Origin of the sequence: Pseudobdellovibrio exovorus JSS (assembly GCF_000348725.1) — a bacterium.
Lineage (GTDB): Bacteria > Bdellovibrionota > Bdellovibrionia > Bdellovibrionales > Bdellovibrionaceae > Pseudobdellovibrio > Pseudobdellovibrio exovorus.
In genome coordinates, this window is sequence record NC_020813.1 from 2,610,499 (window position 1) to 2,626,616 (window position 16,118).

The following is a 16,118-nucleotide window of genomic DNA, read 5'->3' on the forward strand; positions in this document are numbered from 1 at the left end:
TAAAGGCTATAAAAATAAATCTACGACAACTCTCAAAAGAAAAAAGACTTCGAACCTAAGTCTAGCTTTTCTAGTTCAAATCTAAATTACTCTGCTGTTTAACTATTTAAATCTAGTTTCTTCATTTCTTTTTGGGGTTTTCCAAAACGAGTTCTGCGGATAGAAAGACTCTATATTCCTTATTACATCAAATCCCCAGACCGACGTAGAGTCTTTCTATCCCGCAGCTGTCTGAGGCTTTGGAAAACCCCAAAAAGAAATGAAGAACTGGTCCCAAAATAGTTCAAAACAGGACTAAGAGTGGATTTAGAGAATCTCAGAATGCACCGAATAATTCTGCAGGAAACAGGAGCAGAAAATGACATTTGATAATCAAGCAGTAGAAATTCCTCAAACACTACCAATGTTACCAGTAAGGGACATCGTTGTATTTCCATACATGATCATTCCTTTATTTGTTGGTCGCGAAGCCTCTATCCGTTCAGTGGAAGATGCGCTTTCGAAAAACCGCCTTATCTTCTTGGCGTCGCAAAAAGACATCACAGAAGAAAACCCAAATCCAGCCGGCATCTATGAGACTGGTACAGTGGCTAAGATCATGCGCATGCGCAAATTATCTGATGGCCGTGTTAAAATTTTAATCCAAGGTGAAGCTAAAGGTCGTATCAAATCTTTCACTAAAACTTCAGGTTCATTTGAAGTTTCAGTTGAAAAAATTGAAGACACTGTAAAAGCAGAACATGCTGAAGAAGTACAAGGTTTAGTTAAAACAGCTAAATCTCATATCGAAAAAACAATCGCTTTAGGTAAAGCGTTATCTCCGGACATCTTATTAGTATTAGATGATGTTACTGAGCCAGGTCGTATCGCTGACTTAATCGCTAGCAACATGGGCTTAAAAGTAGCTGATGCTCAAAGAGTATTAGAAACAACTGATACTAAAGAAAGATTGTCTTTAGTTTGCCAATTATTACAAGAAGAAGTGGAAACGCTTACAGCGCAAGCAAAAACTCGTGGTCACAACCCGAACGATGCTCAACGCGGTCAACGTGAAAACTTCTTACGTGAACAAATGAAGGCCATCAAAAATGAGTTGGGAGAACAAGGCGACTCTAAATCAGAAGAAATGGACGAGTTGAAAAACAAAATCCTTACTGCTGGTATGCCAGAAGCTGTTCAAACTGAATCTTTAAAACAATTGTCTCGTTTAGAAAGAATGCACCCAGACGCAAGTGAAGCGACTATGGTTCGCACATACTTAGACTGGATGGTTGATCTTCCTTGGGGCAAACAATCTGAAGATATCTTAGATATCCAACGTGCGAAAGCTATCTTGGATGAAGATCACTACGACTTACAAAAAGCTAAAGATCGCGTATTAGAGTTCTTAGCTGTTCGTAAATTGAAATCAACTATCAAAGGTCCAATCCTTTGCTTCAGCGGTCCTCCAGGTGTAGGTAAAACTTCTCTTGGTCGTTCAATCGCTAAATCAATGGGCCGTGAGTACTTCCGTATCGCATTAGGCGGCGTAAAAGACGAAGCTGAAATCCGCGGTCACAGAAGAACTTATGTTGGAGCAATGCCGGGTAAAATCATCCAAGCATTACGCCAAGCTAAAACACGCAACCCAGTTATCGTGTTAGATGAAATCGATAAAATGGCTTCTGACTTTAAAGGTGATCCGTCATCAGCAATGTTAGAGGTGTTGGATCCAGAACAAAATGCTTCTTTCCGTGATAACTACTTGAACGTGGACTTTGACTTGTCGAATGTATTATTCATCGCGACAGCAAACGTAGTAGAAAATATCCCTGCGGCACTTCGTGATCGTATGGAAATGATCTACATCCCAGGTTACACAGAAAACGATAAGCTTTTGATCACGAAAAAACATTTGATCGAAAGACAAATGGAAGCGAATGGCATCACATCAGAAAACATCCGTTTCACTGATGAAGGTTTGAAGTTCTTGATCGCTGGTTACACTCGCGAAGCTGGTCTTCGTAACTTAGAGCGCGAAGTGGGTTCTGTTTGCCGTAAAGTAGCAAAACAAGTGGTAATGAATGAAACTAACTTCATCGAAGTAAATGCGAAAACAGTTCCTGAGTTATTAGGTCCTCCTCGCTTCACTCGTGATGACAAAATGTTGGAATCAAATGTCGGTGTGGTTCAAGGTTTAGCTTGGACACAAGCTGGTGGAGAAGTTCTGTTGATCGAAGCCTTGAAAATGAAAGGTAAAGGTCACTTGATGTTGACTGGTCAACTAGGCGATGTGATGAAAGAGTCGGCTCATGCAGCGATGTCTTACGCCCGCGCCCACATGGACGAACTTGGTATCGACCAAGAAATGTTTGAAAAATTTGATGTTCACGTTCACTTGCCTGCAGGTGCGATCCCTAAAGATGGTCCTTCTGCTGGTATCACTCTAACAACAGCTTTAGTGAGCTTGTTGACAGGAACCGCGGTTCGTAACGATATCGCAATGACTGGTGAAGTGACTCTGCAAGGACGTGTGTTACCTGTAGGTGGAATCCGCGAAAAATGCTTAGCGGCTTTGAACTTAGGTATTACAAACGTGATCATCCCAATGGCGAACGCGAAGGATTTAGAAGACATTCCGACGCAGTTCAAAGAAAAAATGAACTTTATCTTGGCTGAAAACTTAGACGAAGTGTTCGCGGTAGCCTTCGAAAAGTCAGAAAAGTTTATGAAAAAATTAGGTACTAAAAGACAAGAAAAGAAAGCTAAAGCCTCAACAGCTGCAGCTTAATTACTAACAACAAACCTGTTTCCTATGTTTCCTAAGCACCGGTCGAGTCATGGCCGGTGCTTTTTTTTTGAGGTAGGCCGTACCTTATCCGGAAATATAAAGCACTTGAGTGTTTTTATACTCGCCTTGAACCAAGTGTAAAACGGAACTCTTTGTCCTCAAAAAAATAGTCGTCGCTTATTTTTAAGACAGAAGATCAATAAAAGTATTTTTATCTTATAGAGTGTCAGGTCTGTGGAAAAGACGTCCGCTCCGTTAATATCTCAGATCGCGTATATTTCCGGATAAGGTACGGCCTACCTTAAATCGCGCAGTCTTGAGTTTTCTGATTCTAGAACTTTGATGAGTGTTTTCAGGTCCACGACTTCTTCGCGAAGTTGCAGGATTTGCTCTTCTTTTTCTTGAAGAACTTGTGTGTAGGCTTTTTTCAGATCGGTTAACAGCTTGTTCGCTGCCGAGATCACAGATTCACCTGGTTCTAAACCCGAAGTGGCTCCGGCAGGAGCTTCGGTTCTTGCTGTTGCTTCCATTTTTACTGGAGCTGGCGCAGAAGAAGTCGCCAGGAGAGATCCCGTCATCATCGGTGACGACGCAACTGTATTTGAAACTACACTTTGGATTTCGCTTCTTAGGGAGGGGCGATGGGCCATTGCGGGAGGGGCTGATTTAATAGCCTCTTGTTTCAAATCATGTTGAGACGCCTGTCTCATGGTTTGGTCGTACAGGAAGTATTTGCCATCCTGAAAGCGAAACTTAATGTCATCGGCTTTAATTCTACGTCTTAACGTAGATATACTCACTTGATGTTTAATTGAGTATTCAGCTAATGGTAACCAACCGGCAGTGGTCATCTGTTTCACCTCGACTAATCAAAAGCCTAACATACATGAAAGTCGTGTCAATCGCCTTATGAGATTGATTTTTATATAGATATTCAAAGTGCTGACTAGGCCGACCAAGGTCGTGAGTAGTCAGACTTTAGTCTTAATAAATGGGTTTATTTCGCTGTTTTTTCGTGGTTAACTAGCCCTTCAGATGAATATCCAAGGTAAAAAGAAGATAGCTTTAGTATTGAGTGGAGGCGGGATCAAAGCCGCTGCCTATCATATTGGCGTCTGCATGGCGCTCCAAGAAAAAGGCTTCGTCTTTGCCGGAGGCTCTAAGGAACTTGTTCTTCAACGCTATCCAAATGGTGATGCTCAGAACTCAAACAAACCCACAATTCGCCTTTATGTGGGCTCCAGTGCAGGAGCTTTTGTTGCTTCTGTTTTGGCCTCTGGAAAATCGTTGGAATCTTTAGTGACAGCCTTTCAAGTGGGGTTTGGTAACTCTCCGTTTTACAGTGTTCCCCACGATGAGCGTATTAAACCCATCGGTTATCGCCATCTGTTTAATCTCAACTCAAAACGAATCCTCAGTTGGATGCCTGAAAGCTTGATGCAAAAGTCGCTGATTACTGGCGGACTTGAAGTGTTTTTAAAGCGCGGTTTTAAATTAAATGGTTTATTCAACACCAACGGAGTTGAACGTTATTTACGCAAATATATTTTGGATGAAAATGAGTTTTCACGCTTAGGTGTCGAGCTTTATGTCATTGCCACTCAGTTAAATCACTCACGAAAAAGCATCTTTGGACCCTATTTAGAAAGCTCAAAGAATTCGACGACGAAATATATCGGTTATTCTAAGATTTCCGAAGCGGTTGCCGCATCAACATCTTTGCCTCCGGTTTATGCACCTTATCCGGTAAAAAAGCCAAACGGCAAGATCATCTATCACTATGATGGCGAAATCCGCGACACGCTAAGTTCCCATGTGGCTTCCGATCATGGTGCAGATTTAATCATCGCCTCTTATTCCATGCAGCCCTATCATTTTAACTCGGAAGTGGGCTCGCTTCATACATTTGGTATGCCCGCGATTGTGAATCAGGCTTTGTATCAAGTTCTGGAGCAAAAAGTCGCACGCCATATACAAAATCAAAAAGAGAAAAAAGACACTTATCTTGCACTGAAAAAAACATGTGCCGAACTTAATCTAAATGCGAGCATGACAGAACAGATTCTCGGTGTCGCACGTGAAAAACTCTCGCATCAACCAGATGTTGATTATATATATATTTCTCCCCGTCCGCAAAATTACGAAATGTTTTTTGCAGATCACTTTTCGCTGAACCCACAGATTTTAGAAAAAATTCTGCGCGTTGGCTTCAAGTCGGGCTTACACGTTCTTCGCGAATATATATAGACGACCTTGCCATCGCGGGGTGAAGGATAAAACGGTTATGATTAAATATCGCCCCTCAGACTTTTCCGAAGTAGCTCCTGTCTGGAGGGAAAAGCTCTGGAGTGCAGAATATGATTTTCAATCCACCAGTTGCATGATCTATCCGTCTGGTTATGACATTGATATTCCTAAAAAATATTCTGCTGTTTTTTTCGTGGCAGAAGATGAAGGCAAAATCGTTGGTGTTTACAGTGGTCATTTGACTTCGCCAGAGCACTTTCGCGCGCGCGGTCTTTACGTCGATCCCGATTATCGCGGACAGGGAATTTCAAGACAGCTGTTCAATTTAATTTTAGCTGAAGCCAAAAAGCAAAAGGCCACGCTGTTGTGGACGACTCCGCGCCAAAGCAGTTGGGCGACCTACGCTAGTTTTGGATTTACACAAGATTCAGAATTTACTCACGAGGGTTTTCGCTATGGTCCCAACTGCTATGCCAGCATGAAGGTTTCCACAGATAATCGCCTCATCAGTTTTTTAAAGAATTATTTTTTGTTGTAACGAATGCTGCCGGGACCGCGTGGGCGCGAATCATCCATTTTGTCACCGAAACTTAAGAAGACTTTATATTCCTCTTCATCAACCTTAAGGTTTTTAAAAATCTCGTCCCACTCTTTTTCGATCATAGATCGCTGAGCCTGTTTGTAAAGATCTGCTTCCGTCTGTTCCGATTTTGGATCGACGTTTTTGTTAACTTGGTTTTTTTTCATTTTCACCCGCACCTGAAAAGTTAATTGCAAATGTCGACATCTCGCTATCTAAGCGGTGGAACATTTGCGTCATGGCCGTACTGCGTGCTTTGAAGACTTTACCCATTAAAGAGCCCACTTCAGGACCGTGATCTTTAAGGATTTTTGTTAAAAGCTTTTTTTCTGAATCTGTCAGACTCGCAATTGTGTTTTCTGCAAACTCGGTTTCGATAGATTTTAAAATTTCTTGTGCGGCAGGAACATATTTAGCTTGAAGTGCCTGCAAGCAAACTTCTGGTTGAGTTGATTTTTGTGCGTGGTGAGCCATTCCCTCTGTTAGCTGATGGCCGAAGTCTTTACGGAACGCGCGAAAAAGCTCTGCGTGTTCACCAAAACGCTCAATATCGGCTTTCGAAAGATCAAAAGCTGTTTCAAGGTCAAATGCTTTCGCAGAAGATGAAAAACTCAATCCCGCGACGCCGGCGAAAATACTGAAGACATTTCGTACTGCTGATCTGCGATTTTGCGGTTTTGACCACTGCATACAACCCCCTTTAGGCCACTCACGATTTTTTGTATCTTTCTGTATATTTTAGAAGAACCCTACACATTTCGCAAAGAGTTTTATTGGGGTAAGTTGGGGAAGATCACTGTGTCTCAGAATGGTCAGTTTACACAAACTGGGGGGTCTGTTACCCTAAATTACGTGTCACACTCTTCCGCGTCTTTTTCTGCCTCTGGACTAAACAAACAAGGTTTCTCCTCTGTCTTCCGTGGAGTTGCGGGACAAATTTGGGAAACGCCATTTCTTTCGGCCGACGAGCTTTCTGCTGTTAAAAAGTATCTTTCTCAAAACGTCTCTGTAGAAAAGTCAGACGTGTACACCATCGGCCAGCCCCTTTATAAAAATTCTGCTGATGAAAATGCACTGCAATTTTATTTACAAGAAGCACAGATGTTTCGACAAACTCATTTTGCCGCACTGGATTGGCTATATTCCAGAGTACAAAATTCACTGCAGCAATTTTTATCGTACTCAAATGTCCATTACCATTCAAAGTTAGCTCCGCCTGGCTTTTTGCTTTATAAAAGCAATGCTCCCTTATCAAAACCTCACTTTGATTTTCAGGCACGGCGGGTTCCAAAGTCATGGCGTGAAGGTTCCGATCTAAATCGCATTATCACATTTACTTTGGCTATTGATGTTCCTTCTGCTGGCAGTGGTCTTTACTACTGGTCCACTCCTTTTAAAGATTTAATTTCTTCTTTAGAAAAAACTGAGCCCAGTACAGACCTCGACGGCGCGCGCGAATGGGGTTTTGATTCAAAGAAGATGTCGGACTTACAGTTCTATAATTTTTTAAAAACACAAGAGCGCCACTTTTTACCCTATCAATCCGGACACCTTTATCTGACGATTGGCGGTCTTTTACATCAAGCGGGTCCTACCAATATCTTGCGGGATGGCGAAACACGAATCACCTTGCAAGGACATGGGCTTTACCATGAAGTTAATGGCTGGGAGCTCTACTGGTGAAAACAGATTCTATTTCGTTTCAAAAAATTTTTGATCTTCATACTCAGTTTGCAAATGAAGAAATGGCTCTGTCTAAGTCTTTACTAGATGGAGCATTTTTACACCTGTCACCAATTGCCCGCAGAGTGCGCCGTGAATTTTTAGATTCTACGTTTTCTTTAGTTGAGTTACGAGATGGCCTTGAAAAAGATATTTTGTATCAAAGCCACTTGTTTGTATTGCCGTTGCAATATGAACAGCGTGAGCTTTTTTATAAAAACAATGTCGATAGTTTTTCTTTTTTATGTGAAAAATTCCCGACATTAAAAGATCTCGATGTGCGCCTTGTTCTTCCTTTACAGTCTGGTCAGACAGAAAACAAATTGCTTCACGAGTCGATTCACTTGCTGACTTTTGATCAAATTTTTAAAAAAGAGACCTACTTTTATAATTCAGACTTTTCTTTAAAAGAAAAACACGACTGGCTTTTACGTCACTTAGCGACCGAAGGAACTGTGTTGGCTTTAGAGCTGATGTCGACCATCGTTCCGCCAACCTATGAAAACACCTACATCACCCATTTTTCTTGTCATCAGGTGGCCCAACATCCGAGTGATTATCAAGTTCTTCTTGAAGCAGCAAGTGCCTTCGGTATGACTCGTCTTTATCGACTTTTAGCGCGGGGTTTTCTAAGCGCAAATCTTCTTCCAGGAAAGAACCTCCTTGAACAAGGTGAAGTGAATTTGATTTGCGAAGATTTAGCCGACTCTCCGCTGGCATGGAGAGTTTGTAAGCGCAGTCAGGATTTAGGAAATGGCTTCCGCATTGGCTCAAATACGCGTTACTTTACCTCGTTAGGTTTAGCCGAAAACTATGAAAAGACTATTTCCAGTTGGCAGCTAGAAAACCATTTGTCTAATCCTATAGTCGACCAGATCATCACTTTAAACGAACGCTTTTTGAAAGATTCCTAAGCGGCTTTTCTAATTGTGTTCCCATATAGTGAGCAAAATCTTCTGAGCCTTTTCCGTTGAAGTGCACATGATCATAAAAAATCTCTGTTCTTCCCGAAAGATCTTTGTCCGCATCAACCAGAATCAATTGTCGTGACTTAGCGACCTGTCGGATTTCATTTTGAATTAATTGCGAGGCTTTTAATATTCCGTCAAAATTCAGCTCGACAAAACGATAGTTCACTTTTTTTCTATCTTCGTCTTTTAGATGTTTTACGGGCAACATCGCCTGCGTTGCTAAAATGGGCGTTACCCCTGCGCTTTTAGCTATCTGGACAAAAGCTTCATAGTTGATTTTAATTTGATTTTTGAAATCTTCTTTTATTTCTGCGCCGTACATTTCGTCGTTGCCATAGTTCGCACGGCGATTTTCTATGGCGTTTTTGTTGTCTTCTGAAAAATAAATATCGAGGAACTTATAGCGTGCCAGTAAGTATAAATAAGAGTGCTCTGAAAGAAACTCGTCCACTTTGTTTGCGGGATAAATGTAGACATTTCTTTGTTCCTGAAAAGAGGGAATAAACGGAAGTTGTGGCGCGCTTTTATTGAAAAACCGAATGTCATTCCACGCTTCATAAAGCAGAACCGCATCTGGCTTTAAAAACTCTACCTCTGAAAGGAATCTGGCGGTGATTTCTGCACTTGAGGCCCCAGGGATTCCTGCATTGATCACTTCGATAGGAAGACCTTTTGCTTCTAACTCTTTTTGCAGTTGCTCGGGCCAGCTGACCGCGACTAAGGGATCAAAAACGGTGGACCCGCCGTAGATCACCAGACGAAATTTCTTTTTGGGTTCCTCAATTTCAGCCCCGCGATAGCCATAGCTATTGATTTGAACCCATAACCCTTCATCTTTATGTATCAGTCGTTTTTCACGCTTGATTCGCTGTCTTGAAAAGGCGCTAGGCTCGTACTCTAACGATTCGGCTTTGATTTGTGCGGGTGTGAGGAGTGGCTCCTCGGTCAACGCTAAAACGACAGGATCTAGCACCGCCAGAAACAGCAAGAAAACAAGCGTCGTCGTTACTAGTATTTTACACTTCTGACTTATCAACATAAATCTCCACAGAGTTTATCATGTTTTGATCAAGAGTCGCCTCTTCATAAAAAAGTAAGCGATTGGGGGCCAATACCTCTTGAGGAAATAACAAAATGTCTTTTGTCGATTCTGCAATCAACATTTTCTTCAGCTCGCTATGTGTTTGACTATGCGTCTGACTGTGCGTTTGTTGGTTTGCGCTGCCCTTTTGAATTTTGTTGGCGCACGCGGACGCCACAATCATGGCTGCGGTGCTGGTTCCACTGCAGAGGTTGTAGTCCTTTTCTGTATTCCATGCCGCGTGAATGTATTTCGCTGGCGCTAATAGAGTCAGACCTTCCCCATAATTGCTTCTCAGTTTTTCTTCCCACAGAAATGAATCCGAAAAAGAGGTGCCGCCCACGGTGATCACGTCTGAATTGCGTGTCGGCGAAAACTCGCTAATAGGGCGACCTTGGTTTCCAGCAGCCCAAATAACCGGAGCGCCATAACCCAAAAGCTCTTCTATCTTTTTATCTACAAAGGTTGAAGCCTCGGCCAGAAATGTACCGACAAAGACGACACGTCCTTGATATTTTTTAACAAGATCCGGTAGGAATTCAAAAGCGTGCTGTAGATTTTTCTCAAATTGATTTTTATTCGAAGAAATGACCGGAGCAGAAAACAGCTCTGCCGAGCAAAAGCCGGTGGTTTTTCCCACCGCAATCGAAGCCATCGCCGTTGCATGATCCACAGTGGCCATGCGCTCTTCTGTTTCAGGATTGAAAAGCAATTGTGTGCAGCCTTGTAATTCAGAATGCTGAGTTTCTACCACACCATCAAACAACACGATCGCTGTCGGTGGTTTTGCAACAGCTGCCATAGTTGCCGACGTCTGAGGTTTGCTTGTGGATTCTGTTATTTTTCTATCAACAAAATTGTGAGGAAATTTTTCTCGGGATGAGACACGAAATCGGGCCCAATTTTTTCTCCATGCTGGCCACGCAGAGGAGTCAGGATACAAAGAGCTCTCTTGTCTTGCGGGGGGCGTCAGCTCTAAAAAACTGGTATCGTTCTTTGTCATGGCTATATACTACGTAAAGCAGGTAATTTTATGCAAACGAAATTGATCAATCAAGACATCAGCTTAGAAAGTCCGATGCGTATTCCTTTGATACGCAAAGCTTTAACTGATCCTTTGATTCAATTAAGTCCGCGCGCGATCGATCATCGCTGGCAAAGCGAGGCTAGCTTGCCTGCAGCTACGGGATTTAATCCCTACAGCATGAAGATCTACTTGCCCTTCAACAGCGTTGTTTTTGATTGGCTAAAAAATCCAGCGCAATCGGCTCGCCCTTTTAACGAAGACGATGCTCTGATTAAAAAACTTTTGCTGGTGGTGCATGACTACATTCACTGCTGGTCTATTCTGGCGGTACGCCAACTGCGTCCAGACCTCAACTTTGGCTGCGCAGAAATCACCTCTGAAAATTTTGAAGACATGGTGTTCTGCCATTTGTTAACAGAGGCCGCCGCCGTTGCCGGAGCCGACTACTGGTATTGGAGTCAAAACAAAATTAACGATCTTTGCCCGATTGGCACCAGAACAAATTCTTTTGCTGTTTCTTATCAATCCAGTGAACTTGGCGAGTTCCGCAAATTTAATCCTGACTTCAATCCCTTTCATAAAGACTTCCTGTCTTATTTGACGAGCAACTACTGCCGTGGTGATTTTGCAGGCTTTGATTTACTTAAGATCAAAGAAAGCCCCATGGTCTCCCATACGATTTTTCACGAAGTCAGCTATTCTCATTCCCAACGACTTTATTCACGTCGGATTATTTCTTCTTTTTCTAAGATGCCGGATAACTTTCATCTGTCCGAAATGGCTGAATCTTTAAAAGCACCCGTTTCTTTTCGTGAAGACTGGAAAAAAGATCTGACCTTGCGCCTAGCTAATTTATTGTGGAATTATATTTTGGATTTAGAGCCACAATTAGATTTTCAGTTAGACTCTCATACTGATCCACTTCAAGAAGAAACGCGCTGGCAAAGCCATAAAAATCACTACATGTACACCAATGTCAACTCCCTCACGGAAGAACAGCTTCAAGCCGAACTGAGCCACATGGAATGGAACGAAGACAAGTATTGGTTTTGGACACAGTATATTTCGACGTTTGAGTTTTCACAGTTTACCAAACTAGAACTAGATAAAATTCGCCTTGGTCTTTTAATTAAAAGCCAAGAGCGCCTTTTAGAAGTTGTGGATGGAAAAACGCGTTTAGCTTTGAATACCTACGAACCACAAACACTTTTTATTCCAAACTAAGGACGTTGACACATGAAGAACGTCCGCCAACAGGCTGAACTCAAAAAACAAATCGCGAAGACCTTTGTGATGGCTCAGCAAGAGCTCAATTCAATGTCTTCGCGCTCTGTGGCCTTAAATGATTTTCAAAATGATGTGACGGGTGCCCGTGTACAGAAAAACTCTTTTGTTGAAAATGGATTCCTGCCTTTAAAGAAAACCTTAGCCGCCCAAAAAGGGCTGCACGGAAAGACTCCCTATTGGCAACTGACTCCGCAAAGATTAAAACATCCAGCGGTATCAAGTGTTGTCGACAATCCCTTTCCCTATTTGAGCGCCCATCTTTGGGATCGCAGCGCTTTACGTTTGCTAGAAAAAACCTTCGGGCCCGCGGATGGGTTTTTAACACAAGAAGTCCTTGTGAACCTTCGGACCATCTGTGCTTTTGCTGAAGATGCACCGAGAGGCTCCAACAAAGGAGTTTTCTGTGACCCGACCTTACTGAAGTTTTCCCATTATCAAAAAGATGAAGCGCGCGATTTGAGTCCCGCCGTTAGAAAAGGAATTTTTTTAGCGAATATCGAAATGTCGCATCTGTTAAAAGATAATCCTGTTTTTTTAAACGAACATAGCGGCACCACTTTTGATTTGCCAGACGAGAATACTTTTTTCTATCAGCTGCAACGTCAACTTCCCTTTGAACAAATGCAGTTAGACGGACAAGATCTGTATTTGCCGATCTTTGCTATCTACTCGCAGCAACTGCGCCAGACGGCTTTAGAAAAGTTGATCTTTGGTGCTACTGTTTCTAGCGCTCAGTCTTCGACTGATTATCTAGCTTGGTTCAAACAGAATGTGGCGCGGCCGTTAATGCGTGTGATTTTTGATTCCTTTTTTAAATACGGAATTCACTTTGAATTACATCAGCAAAACCTCACTGTGCTTTTGCGGCAAGCGCAAACGGAATCGTTATTTGTTCAAGACTTCTATGATGTCTTGGAAGATCCGGTCGCACAGGCGTTGTTAAAACCCTTTGATGCAGAAGCGATCGTCACCCGCCAGCGTGCTCCGCTAGGGCTCTGTAATGAAATGGGTTTTGCTAGCGACGAACAGGGGCCAAAAAGTCTTTTAGCCATTGGTAGCTGGTATCGTCTTTTCTTGCGCGACTTCGGACAACATGAAAAGTGCGTTCGCGATGGCTTTTTATCTTTCTGCAAGGGCAACTCTCAGGACGGCGATTCAATTCCCACTCTGAGCTTTAATGATATTTTTTCTGAGGGCATTGCAGAGGAACTTAAAAAATTCACTCAACAACATCAGATCGATTTTGATCTGTCTACCTTCCGTGAGCATGATATTGTTATCGATTCTACCGCGGATTTTTATGCGCGCCTAACCGCTTTGCGAGAATTGATTTGTTTTTCTTTACTTAAGAAGCTGTCTCTGTCTGAAGCCACTAGCTCTTTAGCCGGAGCCTCAGGGGAAAATGCTTTGGATCGCTTTTATCAAACATTACGGGATGGCCATGGCATACTTCTGAGCTATGGCAGCGTCGTTCCCGAAAATCAAGACGAGCTACGCCTTGGATGGAATAGCTGGCTTTTATCGCCGCATCCTCGCCTGCAAGTTTTATTTCAAACGGACAAAGATAACCCGCGAAAAGCCCGCTATTTTGCAGCTCTTTTTCCGCGTCAACCTTCGGCTTTTTATTTAGAGTATTTTAAGGCTGTAAACTCAATTTCTTAAGATAGGCTTCCGCCTTATCGAAAGAGTCCACCAAAACTGTATCTTGATACTTAAAGTTTTCAAAAAGTGCTGTTGAGGTTCCTTCGCAAATCACCACAGCAAATTCGTCCTTCCATATTTTTTGAGCCTCTGACCACTCAGCACCATCTGCTTTTTTAAAAAGTCGTTCGCAAACAAGCTGTTCATAGGGTCCAAGAACCACTTCGCTTAAACGGCTATCTGAGGTGCGATATAACGACAGTTTGTCTTGCTTCCATGTGGACCAAAACTCTGTCAGTTGCTTTTCCGCAATGGCACTTGAGGGTTTAGATAGAACGAGAACACGCAGTTGCCGCATGGATTAACTTTCTGCCTCTGAATGATAGAAAAAATTTTCTTCCGCTGTTTTTGGTAATAGTGTTCTAACAGATGTTTTTAATGGAAAGATTCGTTGTAGTGGCTCGCGGAATAGTTTTTCGTAAGCATCACCAATTCCATATCTGTTGGCATAGTACTCTTTTACTTTTTCAAAGCCTGTGTACTTTTGAGATCGTCCTGTTACGATTTTCGTGTCGAAGCCGCCTTGGTCAAAGGCATATTCTTTCATGTCATAGTGAGTAGCGAGTTTTAATTCCATACGCTTCTTTTTCGAAGAGCCAGCAATGGTATGAGTTAAAAAAGAGAAGTAGAGTTCGGGTGTATATTGAAAAAAATGGCCGACTCCACTTTTTCCTGTCTGTTGGAAAAAGCGATCCACGCCGTATTCTTTGTCTTCTGATGTATATAAATAGCTTTCCTCTAACTCGTTGCCCTCGCGGTCGAAGTAGTTGATATAGGGAAAGCTTCCTGCAAAGACAGGAAGACCTTGAATCTGCTGTGCCAGCCAAAGATGCGTTGCAAATTGTGGCGAATTTGTTCGGTATTTTAATGCGTATTCAAGGTATTCACCGGACTCATAAAAACGGACAATACTTAAATCGATAAAGATTGGTTTTTTACCAATCTTTTCACAGAACTCCAAAGCATAGATTGTATCATGATCATTAAACTCAGGTTGAAGTCGCATGATCACCAGCTCAAAAGGGACTTTGGCGGCCAACGCTGCCTGCGCTACGCATTCGCTATCAATTCCGCCGCTAAAGCAAATCATCAACGGAGTCTTATATTTTTCGTATATCAACTGGCACGCGCGCTGCGCTTCCACAAATGGCAACTGCGGACGCGAATTAAAGAGTTTAAAGTGTGTGAGCTGATGACCTTCTTTAGGTTCTGAAATCGAGTAATGCGAAAGATGAGATGCGGGATAGAATAGTGTCATCGTGATTTAATTGTAACGGCCCATATGTCGTGCGATCAAGTCGTGACAGATATATTCTTGTTCGTCGGCGTAGGTAATGGTTGGCTTTAGTGGTGGTTCATCTGAAAACTTTCGGATGTATCGCTTAACCACGATGCTGTAAATTTCAACTTTTCTTTTTTCACTATGATCCAGACAAAGTGCGGCCACCCATCTTTCTTTTTCATAGGTGTTGTGTATGGCCCGTTTCATCACGTGAAAGCGGCCCGCAATTAAGGAATCGGCTCGATCCACCCGTGGCAACAGAAATAGTTCGGTGTCGTCCTTGTGCTCTTTTACATAAAAGAAGTAGTTGTTGTGCTGTGGGGAAAAATCTGAAAAGACAAACCAAAACTGATACAAAAAAGTCCGACTGAGGATTTCAAAATATTTTTGCATCTTTGGGTTTTCATCATGGTAAAGCGAAAGATAGTTACTAGACACGATCACAAGACAAGCCAAGATAGCTAAAGTGGCTTTCACCTTTCCGTAGGTTTTTTTGACAGCAGAGGCTTTTGGGTTTTTTGACGGATCTTCCACTGTCTTTTCCTCTTCGGAAAAGCTGGCGTAGCGCCAACGACCAAGGGCATTCCAAAACTCTTTTGGAATCAACACCATCAGTGGCACCATTAAAAACCAGTACATCGTGGCATCTGAAACTAATAAATAACCAATGAAATGAAAAAAGGCCCAAAAAGCAAAAATTCCTCCATGAATCCACGCTTTTTTCCACGGAGCCAATAGCAACAGACTCAATAAAATCTGTAACAGAGGAAGTGCATAACTGATTCCTTGCAAGAGCCACGGAAACTGCGCCACAAACCCATAGCTTTCAAACACACCTTCAGACTGAATATTTCTAACAAAAAATAATCCCTGCTGCCAACTGTCGTGCGCTAACTTCGTGAAACCGGCAAAAAAGTAAAGACTGAAAAGCTGTACGAAATACGGCAAAGTCACAGGCCATGACCATGACGACTTCACCACTTCGGTTTGCTTTAAAAAGCTTCCTGTAGAAGAAAACTTTAATGGTAGGAATAGAATCCAATAACAAAAAAACGTAAAAACTAAATCACCGATGTGTGCGGCTAGATCATTCCTTCGCATCGTTAGGCGTAAAATAATCAACCAAACAACCAGCCAAACTTTCGGGCGCCAACCGATTATAAGAAAAATTCCCGCAATCGCCTGAAGGCCGATTAACATCTGCCATTGCTGTAAACTCAAATTAGCAATCAGTTGATGAATCCACAATGAGCGACTGAAGAACTCGGCTGAAAAATCACGATAGCCATCTGTGCTGTACAGCCAACGAATATGGGGAAACTTAATTAGGGCGTCGTAAAGTGCTAGCAGTCCCGCGGCAATACGAAAAGCCACCAAAGAGCGTAGATCTATATCAAATAGAGAATTTAAAGTTCGCTTTATCACGGGTTTCTTTAATATCTTGGCTGAC

15 protein-coding genes are annotated in these 16,118 nt (G+C 42.4%); 7 read left to right on the top strand and 8 right to left on the bottom strand.

The genetic code is table 11. The annotated features are described in order from the left end of the window. Positions 1-358 precede the first annotated feature (358 nt). Positions 359-2,770 carry an endopeptidase La gene (lon, locus tag A11Q_RS12980; RefSeq protein ID WP_015471285.1) on the top strand — a complete coding sequence of 804 codons (2,412 nt, stop codon included), beginning with the start codon at positions 359-361 and terminating at the stop codon, positions 2,768-2,770. A 296-nt stretch (positions 2,771-3,066) separates the two neighbouring features. Here lon and A11Q_RS12985 read toward each other — a convergent pair whose 3' ends face one another. Beyond that, positions 3,067-3,621 (bottom strand): hypothetical protein, encoded by a 555-nt coding sequence (locus tag A11Q_RS12985; protein ID WP_015471286.1) that lies wholly within the window; start codon positions 3,619-3,621, stop codon positions 3,067-3,069. A gap of 184 nt (positions 3,622-3,805) precedes the next feature. Between A11Q_RS12985 and A11Q_RS12990 the strand changes: the two genes are divergently transcribed. Both A11Q_RS12990 and A11Q_RS12995 read left to right on the top strand, forming a co-directional pair. Further along, on the top strand, positions 3,806-5,017 hold the full coding sequence (locus A11Q_RS12990; RefSeq protein ID WP_015471287.1) for a patatin-like phospholipase family protein: 1,212 nt from the start codon (positions 3,806-3,808) through the stop codon (positions 5,015-5,017). Positions 5,018-5,054: 37 nt separating this feature from the next. Next, positions 5,055-5,555, top strand: a complete 501-nt coding sequence (locus tag A11Q_RS12995; protein ID WP_015471288.1) for a GNAT family N-acetyltransferase — start codon at positions 5,055-5,057, stop codon at positions 5,553-5,555. Here the strand turns inward: A11Q_RS12995 and A11Q_RS13000 are convergent. Together A11Q_RS13000 and A11Q_RS13005 are read right to left on the bottom strand one after the other, a co-directional pair. After that, entirely contained in the window at positions 5,540-5,764 is a 225-nt protein-coding gene (locus A11Q_RS13000) for a hypothetical protein (RefSeq protein WP_041575324.1), read from the bottom strand. The two genes, A11Q_RS12995 and A11Q_RS13000, sit on opposite strands and share 16 nt — an antisense overlap. Beyond that, a complete protein-coding gene (locus tag A11Q_RS13005; protein ID WP_015471290.1) occupies positions 5,745-6,287 on the bottom strand; it encodes a hypothetical protein in 543 nt (180 codons plus the stop codon). The genes A11Q_RS13000 and A11Q_RS13005 overlap by 20 nt, the downstream gene beginning before the upstream one ends. A 108-nt stretch (positions 6,288-6,395) precedes the next feature. Between A11Q_RS13005 and A11Q_RS13010 the strand changes: the two genes are divergently transcribed. Then, positions 6,396-7,280 (top strand): hypothetical protein, encoded by an 885-nt coding sequence (locus A11Q_RS13010; RefSeq protein ID WP_015471291.1) that lies wholly within the window; start codon positions 6,396-6,398, stop codon positions 7,278-7,280. Then, entirely contained in the window at positions 7,277-8,233 is a 957-nt protein-coding gene (locus A11Q_RS13015; protein WP_015471292.1) for a hypothetical protein, read from the top strand. The genes A11Q_RS13010 and A11Q_RS13015 overlap by 4 nt, the downstream gene beginning before the upstream one ends. Here A11Q_RS13015 and A11Q_RS13020 read toward each other — a convergent pair. Further along, on the bottom strand, positions 8,199-9,329 hold the full coding sequence (locus A11Q_RS13020) for an SGNH/GDSL hydrolase family protein (protein WP_015471293.1): 1,131 nt from the start codon (positions 9,327-9,329) through the stop codon (positions 8,199-8,201). The genes A11Q_RS13015 and A11Q_RS13020 overlap by 35 nt on opposite strands. Continuing rightward, positions 9,307-10,173 (bottom strand): S8 family serine peptidase, encoded by an 867-nt coding sequence (locus A11Q_RS13025; RefSeq protein ID WP_158320380.1) that lies wholly within the window; start codon positions 10,171-10,173, stop codon positions 9,307-9,309. Before A11Q_RS13025 ends, A11Q_RS13020 begins: the two co-directional genes overlap by 23 nt. Positions 10,174-10,404: 231 nt before the next feature. Between A11Q_RS13025 and A11Q_RS13030 the strand changes: the two genes are divergently transcribed. Both A11Q_RS13030 and A11Q_RS13035 read left to right on the top strand, forming a co-directional pair. Continuing rightward, positions 10,405-11,622 carry a hypothetical protein gene (locus tag A11Q_RS13030; RefSeq protein ID WP_015471295.1) on the top strand — a complete coding sequence of 406 codons (1,218 nt, stop codon included), beginning with the start codon at positions 10,405-10,407 and terminating at the stop codon, positions 11,620-11,622. 12 nt (positions 11,623-11,634) lie between these two features. Beyond that, the gene (locus A11Q_RS13035; protein ID WP_015471296.1) at positions 11,635-13,347 is read left to right on the top strand and encodes a ferric iron reductase; all 1,713 of its coding nucleotides are present in this window, start codon (positions 11,635-11,637) and stop codon (positions 13,345-13,347) included. Here the strand turns inward: A11Q_RS13035 and A11Q_RS13040 are convergent. Genes A11Q_RS13040 through A11Q_RS13050 form a run of 3 tightly spaced genes read right to left on the bottom strand, consistent with a single transcriptional unit; the run spans position 13,322 to position 16,093 of the window. Then, positions 13,322-13,684, bottom strand: coding sequence for a hypothetical protein (locus A11Q_RS13040; RefSeq protein WP_015471297.1), 363 nt, complete (start codon positions 13,682-13,684; stop codon positions 13,322-13,324). The genes A11Q_RS13035 and A11Q_RS13040 overlap by 26 nt on opposite strands. Before the next feature lie 3 nt (positions 13,685-13,687). Further along, on the bottom strand, positions 13,688-14,644 hold the full coding sequence (locus A11Q_RS13045; RefSeq protein WP_015471298.1) for a tRNA lysidine(34) synthetase: 957 nt from the start codon (positions 14,642-14,644) through the stop codon (positions 13,688-13,690). Between the two features lie 6 nt (positions 14,645-14,650). After that, positions 14,651-16,093, bottom strand: a complete 1,443-nt coding sequence (locus A11Q_RS13050) for a hypothetical protein (RefSeq protein WP_015471299.1) — start codon at positions 16,091-16,093, stop codon at positions 14,651-14,653. Positions 16,094-16,118 lie beyond the last annotated feature (25 nt).

Excerpts from the sequence above, each read along its gene's own strand:
- lon (WP_015471285.1), top strand. The coding sequence starts at position 359 with ATGACATTTGATAATCAAGCAGTAGAAATTCCTCAAACACTACCAATG.
- A11Q_RS12985 (WP_015471286.1), bottom strand. The coding sequence starts at position 3,621 with ATGACCACTGCCGGTTGGTTACCATTAGCTGAATACTCAATTAAACAT.
- A11Q_RS12990 (WP_015471287.1), top strand. The coding sequence starts at position 3,806 with ATGAATATCCAAGGTAAAAAGAAGATAGCTTTAGTATTGAGTGGAGGC.
- A11Q_RS12995 (WP_015471288.1), top strand. The coding sequence starts at position 5,055 with ATGATTAAATATCGCCCCTCAGACTTTTCCGAAGTAGCTCCTGTCTGG.
- A11Q_RS13000 (WP_041575324.1), bottom strand. The coding sequence starts at position 5,764 with ATGAAAAAAAACCAAGTTAACAAAAACGTCGATCCAAAATCGGAACAG.
- A11Q_RS13005 (WP_015471290.1), bottom strand. The coding sequence starts at position 6,287 with ATGCAGTGGTCAAAACCGCAAAATCGCAGATCAGCAGTACGAAATGTC.
- A11Q_RS13020 (WP_015471293.1), bottom strand. The coding sequence starts at position 9,329 with ATGTTGATAAGTCAGAAGTGTAAAATACTAGTAACGACGACGCTTGTT.
- A11Q_RS13025 (WP_158320380.1), bottom strand. The coding sequence starts at position 10,173 with ATGGCAGCTGTTGCAAAACCACCGACAGCGATCGTGTTGTTTGATGGT.
- A11Q_RS13030 (WP_015471295.1), top strand. The coding sequence starts at position 10,405 with ATGCAAACGAAATTGATCAATCAAGACATCAGCTTAGAAAGTCCGATG.
- A11Q_RS13035 (WP_015471296.1), top strand. The coding sequence starts at position 11,635 with ATGAAGAACGTCCGCCAACAGGCTGAACTCAAAAAACAAATCGCGAAG.
- A11Q_RS13040 (WP_015471297.1), bottom strand. The coding sequence starts at position 13,684 with ATGCGGCAACTGCGTGTTCTCGTTCTATCTAAACCCTCAAGTGCCATT.
- A11Q_RS13045 (WP_015471298.1), bottom strand. The coding sequence starts at position 14,644 with ATGACACTATTCTATCCCGCATCTCATCTTTCGCATTACTCGATTTCA.